General features: G+C 70.9%; 9 protein-coding genes. 3 read left to right on the top strand and 6 right to left on the bottom strand.

Translation table 11 applies throughout. The features are described from left to right. Positions 1-69: 69 nt before the first annotated feature. The 5 genes from V8J39_RS19330 to V8J39_RS19310 are packed head-to-tail and all read right to left on the bottom strand — an operon-like array spanning position 70 to position 2,152. Positions 70-786, bottom strand: a complete 717-nt coding sequence (locus V8J39_RS19330) for a flagellar hook-basal body complex protein (protein WP_336462603.1) — start codon at positions 784-786, stop codon at positions 70-72. Between the two features lie 24 nt (positions 787-810). Beyond that, positions 811-1,083 carry a flagellar biosynthetic protein FliQ gene (locus tag V8J39_RS19325; protein WP_442902617.1) on the bottom strand — a complete coding sequence of 91 codons (273 nt, stop codon included), beginning with the start codon at positions 1,081-1,083 and terminating at the stop codon, positions 811-813. Then, positions 1,083-1,373, bottom strand: coding sequence for a flagellar hook-basal body complex protein FliE (fliE, locus tag V8J39_RS19320; protein WP_336462602.1), 291 nt, complete (start codon positions 1,371-1,373; stop codon positions 1,083-1,085). The genes V8J39_RS19325 and fliE overlap by 1 nt, the downstream gene beginning before the upstream one ends. 11 nt (positions 1,374-1,384) lie before the next feature. Beyond that, a complete protein-coding gene (gene flgC, locus V8J39_RS19315) occupies positions 1,385-1,771 on the bottom strand; it encodes a flagellar basal body rod protein FlgC (protein ID WP_336462601.1) in 387 nt (128 codons plus the stop codon). A 3-nt stretch (positions 1,772-1,774) separates the two neighbouring features. Beyond that, positions 1,775-2,152 (bottom strand): FlgB family protein, encoded by a 378-nt coding sequence (locus V8J39_RS19310; RefSeq protein ID WP_336462600.1) that lies wholly within the window; start codon positions 2,150-2,152, stop codon positions 1,775-1,777. 174 nt (positions 2,153-2,326) lie between these two features. Between V8J39_RS19310 and V8J39_RS19305 the strand changes: the two genes are divergently transcribed. From V8J39_RS19305 to V8J39_RS19295, 3 genes are all read left to right on the top strand, one after another. Next, positions 2,327-3,649, top strand: a complete 1,323-nt coding sequence (locus V8J39_RS19305) for a FliI/YscN family ATPase (protein ID WP_336462599.1) — start codon at positions 2,327-2,329, stop codon at positions 3,647-3,649. Positions 3,650-3,803: 154 nt separating this feature from the next. Then, positions 3,804-4,835, top strand: a complete 1,032-nt coding sequence (locus tag V8J39_RS19300; RefSeq protein ID WP_336462598.1) for a cysteine synthase A — start codon at positions 3,804-3,806, stop codon at positions 4,833-4,835. 39 nt (positions 4,836-4,874) lie between these two features. Next, the gene (locus V8J39_RS19295; RefSeq protein ID WP_336462597.1) at positions 4,875-7,382 is read left to right on the top strand and encodes a DUF3772 domain-containing protein; all 2,508 of its coding nucleotides are present in this window, start codon (positions 4,875-4,877) and stop codon (positions 7,380-7,382) included. Positions 7,383-7,489: 107 nt separating this feature from the next. Here V8J39_RS19295 and metH read toward each other — a convergent pair whose 3' ends face one another. Then, complete coding sequence (gene metH, locus V8J39_RS19290) at positions 7,490-11,233, bottom strand: methionine synthase (protein ID WP_336462596.1); 3,744 nt, start codon at positions 11,231-11,233, stop codon at positions 7,490-7,492. Between the last annotated feature and the right edge of the window lie 101 nt (positions 11,234-11,334).

Genomic DNA, 11,334 nt, shown 5'->3' with positions numbered 1-11,334 from the left:
CCTGACCCATCCGTTCCGGCCGGCCGGCGGCCCTTCGGCCCCGCCCCGCCCTCTCCCGCCCCGCGCCGCTCAGCTGCCGAGCGTGCTGACCACCGCGCGGATCCGCTCGTCCTCGCGGCCGAGCAGGGTCTGGCCCAGCTCGTAGCCGCGCTGCACCTCGATCATCCGCGCCACCTCGGTCACCGCGTCGACATTCGATCCCTCGACGAAGCCCTGCAGCATCCGGCCGTTCTCGGCCGGGACCGTGCCCCCCTCGACCGCGAAGCGGGTGCCCGCGGTGTGGCGCAGCCCGATCGGATCGGCCGGCATCACCAGCCCCAGCTGGGCGATCGGCCCGGCCGAGCCCGACAGCGTGCCGTCCGGCGCCAGGGTCAGCTGCCCCGCGCCCAGTGGCACCGAGACCGGCGCCCCGCCTGCGTCCAGCAGCCGGCTGCCGTCGGCGAGCACCACATCGCCCGCGTCGTTCAGCACGAAGGCGCCCGCCCGCGTCAGCTGGATCCCCTCGGGCGTGCCGACCTGGAAGAAGCCCTCGCCCTCGATCGCGAAGTCCATGGTGCCGCCGGTCCGCTTCAGCGGCGCCTGCACGAGGTCGATCACCCGCCCCGCCGCATCGGCCAGAGCCAGGTCCGGCTCGACCTTTTCCAGCGCGCGCACATGTTCGGCGAAGATCACCCCCTCGCGCCGGAAGCCGGTGGTCGAGGCATTGGCGATGTTGTTGGCGACCACCTCGAATTCGTGCAGAAGCCCGGCCTGCCGGTTCAGCAGTGCATAGACCGCATTGTCCATCCCGTTCTCCGTTGCCGTGCCGCGCTATCCGCCCGGCGCCACCAGCGGCATCAGGCCGCGGGTGAAGAAATCCACCAGCGCCGAGGTCATCGAGGACATCGACACCCAGAACACCGCCAGCATCAGCGCGACCTTCGGCACGAAGGTCAGCGTCATCTCCTGGATCCCGGTCAGCGCCTGCAGCAGGCCGATGGTGACGCCCGCCAGCAGCGACACCGCCAGCAGCGGCGCCGACAGCCGGACCGAGACCCAGAGCCCCTGCCGCAGCACGTCGAAGATCTGCGCCTCGGTCAGCATCAGATCGGCATCCTCAGGATCTCCTGATAGGCCTCGACCACCCGGTCGCGCACCGCGACCGCGGTCTCGACCGCCAGCCCGGTCTCGGCCAGCGCCTGCACCAGCGCATGCGGGTCCGCATCGCCGCCGCCCAGCGATCGCGTGCCCAGTTCCTCGGCCCGGCGCAGCGTCTCGGTGAAGCTTTCCACCGCGCGCAGCGGTGCCGACAGCGGCGGTTCGGTCCGATCGGCCTCGGTCGCCGGGCGGGCGCGCTGGTAGCCAAGGCTGGCAAGCGTCGTCGACAGGTCCATGTGTCCTCCGTTCAGCGGCGCAGAAGCTCGAGCAGGCGCGCCGACATCTGCCGGGCCTGGTCGAACATCCGCAGGTTTGCCTCGTAGCTGCGCTGGGCCTCGCGCGCGTCGGCCATCTCGATCACCGCCTCGACGTTCGAGCTGAGCCGGTAGCCCTGCGCGTCGGCCAGCGGATGCCCGGGATCGAGGATCCGCTCGGGCTCGCTCGGGTCGAGCGTGACGCGGCCGATCTCGACCGCGCCGGGCTGGTCGCGATCCTCGGGCCGGAAGGTCACCAGCTTGCGGTGATAGCCGGGCGTGTCCGCGTTCGCGACATTCTCGGACACGATCCGCATCCGCATCGCCTGCGCCCGCATCCCGCTGGCCGAAATCCCCATCGAGTCGCCGAAATCCGCCATGGATCACCCCCGTCCCAGTGCGCTGCGCATCATCGACAGCGCGTTGCCGTAGATCGCCAGCGCCACCTCGTGCTGGCGCCGGGCCGAGACCGCCGCGATCATCTCGTCCTCGAGCGAGACGGCGTTGCCGTTCGGCGACAGGCTGTCGGGTTGCGCCCGCGTCTCGGCCTCGCGCGGCTCGATCGAGCTGGCGCCGAAATGTTCCGCCCGCGTCCGCCGCAGCGGCATCTGCCCGGCATCGGGGTCGAATTCGGGCAGGTCGCGGCCGCGATAGCCGGGCGTGTCGGCATTGGCGATGTTGCCGGCGATCGTCGTCTGGCGATCGGCGGCATAGCGCGCGAAGGCCGCGGCGCGCTGCATGATCTCGGGTGTCTCGAACATCGGGCTTCTCCCTTTCAACCAAGGCTTAAGCGCGAGTCGTTTAGAAAGGCTTTCACGATGAACGATGTCTTCCGGCCCGGCCCGGGCCCGCCGCCGGCAGCGGCGCGCAGGGCGGGGCGCCGCGGGGATCATCTTTCCATATCAACGCCCTGCGCGGCCTGGACGGAGCCCCCGATGCCGACGATCGAACTGCTGACCGCCGAGATATCCGAGCTTCAGGCGATCCGTGCCGTCGGCCGGGTCGAGGCGATCGCCCGCGGCATCATCGCCGTGACCGGGCTGGGCCGGCAGGCGACGCTGGGCGACGGCGTGCGCATCCACAGCCAGTCCCGCGGCGCCCTTGCCGGAGAGATCGTCGGCCTCGCCCCCGACCGGGTCGAGGTGCTGCCGATGGGCGACGCGGGCGGCATCGCGCTGGGCGACCGGGTGCTGCTGTCGGGCCAGGGCGGCATCGCCCCGGGCGAGGGCTGGATCGGCCGCATCGTCGATCCGATGGGCCAGCCGCTCGACGGCCGGCCGCTGCCGCGCGGCCCGGTCGAGCGGCCGCTGCTCGCGCCGCCGCCGCCCGCGGCGCTGCGCCGGCTGCTGGGAGAGCGGCTGCCGACGGGGCTTGCGGTGATGAACACGCTGCTGCCGCTGGTCCGGGGCCAGCGGATCGGGCTGTTCGCCGGGTCGGGCGTCGGCAAGTCGTCGCTGCTGGGGCGGCTCGCGCGGGACGTGCGCGCCGATGTCGTCGTCATCGGGCTGGTGGGCGAGCGCGGGCGCGAGGTGCGCGACTTCGTCGAGCGGGTGCTGGGCCCCGAGGGCATGGCGCGCTCGGTCCTCGTCACCGCGACCTCGGACCAGTCGCCGCTGATGCGGCGGCGCTGCGCCTGGGCGGCGATGACCGTGGCCGAGCATTTCCGCGACGAGGGCCGGCAGGTGCTGCTGCTCGTCGATTCGATCACCCGCTTCGCCGAGGCGCATCGCGAGGTGGCGCTGGCGGGCGGCGAGCCCGCCTCGCTGCGCGGCTTCCCCCCCTCGACCGCGCACCAGATCATGGCGCTGGCCGAACGCGCGGGCCCCGGCCTCGGCGAGGCCGGCGACATCACCGCGATCTTCTCGGTGCTGGTCGCGGGATCGGACATGGAAGAGCCGGTCGCCGACATCCTGCGCGGGGTGCTCGACGGCCATGTCGTGCTCGACCGCGAGATCGCCGAGCGCGGGCGCTTCCCCGCGATCGACGTGCTGCGCTCGGTCAGCCGGGCGCTGCCCGACTGCGCGAGCGAGGAGCAGAACCGCGCGATCCTGCAGGCCCGGCGGCTGCTGGGCGCCTACGAGCGGGTCGAGATGATGCTGCGCGCGGGGCTGTACAGCCCCGGCTCGGACCCGCTGATCGACGCCGCCGTGGCGACCTGGCCCGCGCTCGACGCCTTCTTCGCCGAAAGCGCGCCGGGGATCGAACCCGGCTTCGCGCGCCTCGCGCAGGTGCTCGAGCCGGCGCCGGCCGCGGGCTGAGCCAAACGCCGGTCCACGCCCGCGCCCGCCCGGGGAACCCCGTTCCACCGCGTCCGTCCCGCCCCGAATACCCTCCCCTTTCGTGCGCCCGCCCTTGAGGCCCCGCCCGCCGCGCCATAGGAATGGTGCCAGACACTTGCCCGGGGGACCCGACATGCGCATCTGCTCCGACCTTGCCGCGACCGTGGGCAACACGCCGCTGATCCGCCTGAACAAGGCCTCGGAGCTGACCGGCTGCGAGATCCTCGGCAAGGCCGAGTTCATGAACCCCGGCCAGTCGATCAAGGACCGCGCCGCGCTCTACATCATCAACGACGCGGTGAAGAAGGGCCTGCTGCAGCCCGGCGGCACCATCGTCGAGGGTACCGCCGGCAACACCGGCATCGGGCTGGCGCTTGTCGGCGCCTCGATGGGCTTCAAGACCGTGATCGTGATCCCCGAGACCCAGAGCCAGGAAAAGAAGGACATGCTGCGCCTCGCCGGTGCCGAGCTGGTCCAGGTCCCGGCCGCGCCCTACCGCAACCCCAACAACTACGTGCGCTATTCGGACCGCCTCGCCCAGGCGCTGGCCAGGACCGAGGCGCGCGGCGCGATCTGGGCCAACCAGTTCGACAACATCGCCAACCGCCAGGCCCATGTCGAGACCACCGGCCCCGAGATCTGGGAACAGACCGGCGGCCGCGTCGACGGCTTCGTCTGCGCCGTGGGCTCGGGCGGCACCCTCGCCGGCACCGCGATGGCGCTGCAGCCCAAGGGCGTCAAGATCGCGCTGGCCGATCCCGACGGCGCGGCGCTGCACAGCTTCTACACCACGGGCGAGCTGAAATCCGAAGGCTCCTCGATCACGGAAGGCATCGGCCAGGGCCGGATCACCGCCAACCTCGAGGGCTTCACCCCCGACTTCAGCTACAACATCCCCGACAGCGAGGCGCTGCCGATCGTCTTCGACCTGCTGGCCGAAGAGGGGCTGTGCCTTGGCGGCTCGTCGGGGATCAACGTCGCCGGCGCGATCCGCATGGCGCGCGAGATGGGGCCGGGCCACACCATCGTCACGGTGCTGTGCGACTACGGCAACCGCTACCAGTCCAAGCTGTTCAATCCCGACTTCCTGCGCGAGAAATCGCTGCCGGTGCCCGGCTGGCTGGACCGTGAACCGGCGGAACTTCCCGAGGTCTACGAAGACTGATACGCCGGGGGCCGATCGTATCAGCCGCGAAAAGCCCCCATGCCCCTCCTGCGCCGCCTTCTCCTCGTCCTTCTCGTCGGGTTGGGGGCGCCGGCCCCCGCGGTCGTCGCCGTCCTGGCGCTTGCCGCGCCGGGCCCCGCCCTCGCCCAGGCCGAGGGCGTCGAGACCGCCCTCGACTACGACGCCTGGGCGGCCGTCGCCAAGCGCGCCGAGGATGCCGTCGCCAATGCCCGCGCCTCGGACGCCGCCTTCAATGCCCTGCGCTCCGAGGTCCAGGCCTGGCGCGACCGCTTCGCCGCCGCCCGCACCGCCGGGGAAAGCCGGATCCAGACCGTCCGCGGCCAGATCGACGCGCTGGGCCCGCAGCCGGCCGAGGGCGCGACCGAGGCGCCCGACATCGCCGCCCGCCGCAGCCAGCTGACCGACCAGCTTGCCCAGCTCGAGGCGCCGCGCACCGCCGCGACCGAGGCCTTCACCCGCGCCGACGGCATCATCCGCGAGATCGACACCCTGCTGCGCGACCGCTCGACGACCGAGCTGCTGAAGACCCAGCCCGCGCCGTTCAACCCCGCGAACTGGCCTGCGGCCTTCACCGACATCCGCCGCGGCTTCGCCCAGATCGGCACCGAGATCGCGACCGGCCTCGACCGCGCCCGCAACCTCGGCGGGCTGACCGACCGGCTGCCGGCGGTGCTGGGGCTGATCGCCGTCGCCGTCGGCCTGCTGTGGAAGGGCCCGGCGCTCGTGCATGGCTGGACGATGCGGCTGCGCACCTCGCAGGAACACCGCGCCCAGCGCCTTGCCGGGATGCTGCTGTCGATCGGCGAGGTCATCGTGCCGACGATCGGCCTCGTGCTGCTGGCGACGGCGCTGAACATCTCGGGCCTGCTGCCGCCGCGCACGCCGGGCAGCGGGCCGGGGCTGGGGCTGGCCTCGGTGCCGCTGCTGGCGATCCCGCTCTTCATCGCGGCCTGGCTCGCGCGCGCGACCTTCCCCGGCTCGGCCGAGGCGACGGTGCCGCTGGCGCCCGACCGCCAGACCGAGGCGCGGGCGCACATGGGCGTCCTGGGCGTGATGTCCGCGCTCGAGGCGTTCCGGGCGCTGTTCCTGACCACCGCGGGCGATGCCGGCCAGGCGGTGCTGATCTTCGCGATCCAGACCGGCGCCGCGCTGTCGCTGTGGCGGCTCGGGCGGCTGTTCCGCCGCTGGGCCGGGCGCCACACCACCGAAATCGCCGAGACCCACAGCAGCTTCTTCCGCCAGATCGTCGGGCTGGTCGGCCTCGCGCTCGTCGTCGTCGCGCTGGCGGGTCCGCTGCTGGCGGGCACCGGCTGGGCGCGGCTCGGCTCGGCGCTGACCTGGTCGACGGTGGCGACGCTGGCGCTGTTTGCGCTGCTGGCGCTGCTGCAGCGGCTGGCGACGGATGTCTGGCTGCTCGCCACCCGCCGCGACAGCGCCGAGAACGCGCTGATGCCGGTGCTGTTCACCGTGGCGCTGATCGTGCTGGCGCTGCCGGCGCTGGCGCTGATCTGGGGCGCGCGCGTTACCGACCTGTCCGACCTCGGCGACCGGGTCGCGGCCGGCATCAGCCTGGGCGGCGTCACGCTGAACCCGGGCGTGATCTTCACGCTCTGCCTCGTCTTCGGCTTCGGCATCCTGATCACCCGCATCGCCCAGGGCGCGCTGCGCTCGACGATCCTGCCGCGCACCCGGCTCGACAAGGGCGGGCAGAACGCCGTGGTCTCGGGGCTGGGCTATGTCGGCATCTCGCTCGCCGCGCTGGCCGCGATCGCCGCCGCCGGGATCTCGCTCTCCTCGCTCGCCTTCGTCGCGGGCGCGCTGTCGCTGGGCATCGGCTTCGGCTTGCAGAACATCGTGCAGAACTTCGTCTCGGGGATCATCCTGCTGATCGAGCGTCCCGTCGGCGAGGGCGACTGGATCGAGGCCGGCGGCCAGATGGGCATCGTCAAGTCGATCTCGGTCCGCTCGACCCGGATCGAGACCTTCGACAAGACCGAGGTCATCGTGCCGAATGCCGACCTGATCTCGGGTCAGGTGGTGAACTGGACCCGCGGCAACCTGATGGGCCGGGTGATCGTGCCGGTGGGCGTGGCCTATGGCAGCGACACCCGCCAGGTCGAGAAGGTGCTGGCCGAGATCGCGCAGAACCATCCGCTGATCACGGTGAACCCGCCGCCGCGGGTGTTCTTCATCGGCTTCGGCGCCGATTCGATGGATTTCGAGATCCGGGCCATGGTGTCGGACGTGAACTTCGGCTTTGCCACCAAGTCCGACATCAACCACGAGATCGCGCGCCGCTTCGCCGAGGAAGGCATCTCGATCCCCTTCGCCCAGCGCGAGGTGCGCATCGTCAACGCGGGCGACCTTGCCGGTCACCCGGCGCCAGCCGGCGCAGCCGCGCCCGCTTCGCCCGCCCCGGCGCGCTCCACGTCGCCGCGCCCGCCGACCCTCGCCGCGGACGAACCGCCGCCCGAGGCGCTCGGCACCCACGATGCCGGCGGCGACGCCGCGCCCGACCAGCGCTGATCCCGCCGCTTAACGCGCCGTCAATCGCCCGGTCGTTGGGGGTGTACAGGGGGTGCACTCCCGGCACCCCCCAACAGGGGCCGCCGATGCCGCCGCGGCGGCGCCGGTCACTCGGCCGCGATCGCCCCCGAAGGCGTGTAGTTCAGCACCGGCGCCAGCCAGCGCTCGACCTCGGCCAGGGTCATGCCCTTGCGGCGGGCATAGTCCTCGGCCTGGTCGCGCTCGACCTTGGCCACGCCGAAATAATAGCTCTCGGGATGGCCGATATAGAGGCCCGACACCGACGAGCCCGGCCACATCGCCATGCTTTCGGTCAGCGTCACGCCGGTGCTGGCCTCGGCCTCCAGCAGCCGCCACAGCACGTCCTTCTCGGTATGGTCGGGCTGGGCCGGATAGCCGGGCGCCGGGCGGATGCCGGCATAGGGCTCGCCGACAAGCTCTTGCGGGGTAAAGCTTTCGCCCTTGGCATAGCCCCAGTAGTCGCGCCGGACGCGGGCGTGCAGCGCCTCGGCCAGCGCCTCGGCAAAGCGGTCGGCCAGCGCCTGCACGAGGATCGCCGAGTAATCGTCGTTCGCCTTCTTGAAGCGGTCGGCGATCTCGATCTCCTCGGCCCCCGCCGTCACCACGAAGCCGCCGACCCAGTCCCGGTGCCCCTCGGGCGCCACGAAATCGGCCAGCGCGACGTTCGGGCGCCCGTCGCGCTTGGCGACCTGCTGGCGCAGAGTGTGCAGCGTTTCCAACGGCTTGGTGCGCGCGTCATCGGCAAACAGCCGGATGTCGTCGCCCACCGCATTCGCCGGCCAGAAGCCCACCACCGCCCGCGGCCGGAACCAGCCCTCGCCGATGATCTGCCCCAGCATCCGCTGCGCATCCTCGTACAGCTGCCGCGCCGCCGCGCCCTGCTTCTCGTCCTCGAGGATCTTCGGGAACACCCCCTTCATCTCCCAGGTCTGGAAGAACGGCGTCCAGTCGATGTAGGTCGCAAGATCGGCCAGATCCCAGTCGTCGATGACCCGCGTCCCGGTGAAGCCCGGCGCGACCTGGGCAAAGCCCGTCCAGTCGATCTTCAGCGCATTCGCCCGCGCATCGGCCAGCGGCAGCCGCTTCTTCGCGGCCTCGCTGCGGGCATGGCGCTCGGCCACCTCGGCATAGTCCTCGCGCACGCCCTCGACATAGGCGCGGGTCTGCTCGGGCGACAGAAGCTGCGACACCACGCCGACGGCGCGGCTGGCATCCGTGACATAGACCGCCTGCCCCTTGTGATAGGCGGGGTGGATCTTGACCGCGGTATGCACCTTCGAGGTGGTCGCGCCCCCGATCAGCAGCGGGATCGCCATGCCCTCGCGCTCCATCTCGGCGGCGACATGCACCATCTCGTCAAGCGACGGCGTGATCAGCCCCGACAGGCCGATGATGTCGACGCCCTCGGCCTTCGCCGTCTCGAGGATCTTGGACGAGGGCACCATCACGCCCAGGTCGATGATCTCGTAGTTGTTGCAGGCCAGCACGACGCCGACGATGTTCTTGCCGATGTCGTGCACATCGCCCTTCACCGTCGCCATCAGCACCTTGCCGGCGGACTGGCGCCCCGCGCCACCGGTCAGGCGCTTCTCCTCTTCCATGTAGGGCAGCAGCACCGCGACGGCGGCCTTCATCACCCGCGCGGACTTCACCACCTGCGGCAGGAACATCTTGCCGCTGCCGAAGAGGTCGCCCACCACGTTCATCCCCGCCATCAGCGGGCCCTCGATCACGTGCAGCGGACGCTCGGCCGCCTGCCGCGCCTCCTCGGTATCGGCCTCGATGAACTCGGTGATGCCGTTGACCAGCGCATGTTCCAGCCGCTTCTCGACCGTCCATTCGCGCCAGCCAAGGTCACGCTCCTTGGCCTCGCGCGCGCCGGTGCCGCGCCATTTCTCGGCCACCTCGAGCATCCGCTCGGTCGCGTCGTCGCGGCGGTTCAGCACCACGTCCTCGCAGGCCTCGCGCAGCTCGGGCTCGATCTCGGAATAGACGGCGAGCTGGCCCGCGTTGACGATGCCCATGTCCATCCCCGCCTGGATGGCGTGGTAGAGGAACACCGCGTGCATCGCCTCGCGCACCGGCTCGTTGCCGCGGAAGCTGAACGACAGGTTCGAGATCCCGCCCGAGACGTGGACGCCCGGCATCTCGGTGGTGATGCGGCGGGTGGCCTCGATGAAGGCCACGCCATAGTCGTTGTGCTCCTCGATGCCCGTGGCCACCGCGAAGACGTTCGGGTCGAAGATGATGTCCTCGGGCGCGAAATGCGCCTGCTCGGTCAGCAGCTTGTAGGCGCGCTTGCAGATCGCGACCTTGCGCTCCTCGGTGTCGGCCTGACCCTCCTCGTCGAAGGCCATCACCACGACCGCGGCCCCGTAGGCGCGGGCCAGACGGGCGTGATGCAGGAAGGCCTCCTCGCCCTCCTTCATCGAGATCGAGTTGACGATGGCCTTGCCCTGCACGCATTTCAGGCCGGCCTCGATCACCTCCCACTTGGAGCTGTCGATCATCACCGGCACGCGGGCGATGTCGGGCTCGGCCGCGATCAGGTTGAGGTAGTCGATCATCGCCTGCTTCGAGTCGATGAGCCCCTCGTCCATGTTCACGTCGATGATCTGCGCGCCGTTCTCGACCTGGTCGCGCGCGACATCCAGCGCCGCCGCATAATCGCCGTTGGTGATCAGCTTGCGGAACCGGGCCGAGCCGGTGACGTTCGTGCGCTCGCCCACGTTCACGAAGGGGATGTCGTCGGTCAGCGTGAAGGGCTCGAGCCCCGAGAGCCGCATCTTCGGCGCGATCTCGGGGATCGCGCGGGGCGGGAACTTCGCCACGGCCTCGGCGATCGCCCGGATGTGTTCGGGGGTGGACCCGCAGCAGCCGCCGACGATGTTCACCAGCCCCTCGGCCGCGAATTCGGCGACCTGCCTGGCCATGAACTCGGGGCTTTCGTCATAGGCCCCCATCTCGTTCGGCAGGCCGGCGTTCGGATAGGCGCAGATGAAGGTGTCGGCGACGGACGACAGCTCGGCCAGATGCGCGCGCATCGCCCGCGCGCCCAGCGCGCAGTTCAGCCCGATGGTGAACGGATCGGCATGGCGGACCGAGTTCCAGAAGGCGGTCGGCGTCTGGCCCGAGAGCGTGCGCCCCGACAGGTCGGTGATCGTGCCCGAGATCATCACCGGCAGGCGGGTGCCCTTCTCGATGAACACCTCCTCGCAGGCGAAGATGGCGGCCTTGGCGTTCAGCGTGTCGAAGATCGTCTCGATCAGGATGATGTCGGCGCCGCCGTCGATCAGGCCGCGCAGCTGCTCGGCATAGGCGATGCGCAGGTCGTCGAAGCTGACGGCGCGATAGCCGGGGTTGTTCACGTCCGGGCTGATCGAGGCGGTGCGGTTGGTCGGGCCCAGGGCGCCGGCGACGAAGCGCTCGCGCCCGTCCTCGGCCGTGGCGCGGTCCAGCGCCCGGCGCACGATCCGCGCGCCCTCGCGGTTCAGGTCATAGACCGCCTCCTCCATGCCGTAGTCGGCCTGGGCGATGGTCGTGGACGAGAAGGTGTTGGTCTCGACGATATCCGCGCCGGCCTTGGCATAGCGATAGTGGATCTCTTCGATCGCCGCGGGCTGGGTCAGGATCAGAAGGTCGTTGTTGCCCTTCTGCGGATGATCCGAATGGTGATGACAGGCGCAGCCCGATCCGTGGCCGGTGAAGTCGTCCTCGGACAGGCCAAGCGCCTGGATCTGCGTCCCCATCGCGCCGTCAAGGATCAGGATCCGCTCGCGCGCGGCGGCGGCGAGACGGTCGAAGACGGGCGAGCGGCGGGGACTGGACATCGGGCATACTCCTGCGGCCCGCGCGGGGACCGCGGGCGTTCGAGCCGCTAGATAGACCCTGCCGCGCCTGAAGCCAAATTCATGTTGGACATGATTATCAT

This window comes from Frigidibacter sp. MR17.24 (assembly GCF_037095655.1).
GTDB lineage: Bacteria > Pseudomonadota > Alphaproteobacteria > Rhodobacterales > Rhodobacteraceae > Frigidibacter.
The sequence above is the reverse complement of the archived record's forward strand: the minus strand, read 5'-3'. Positions and strand labels throughout refer to the sequence as shown.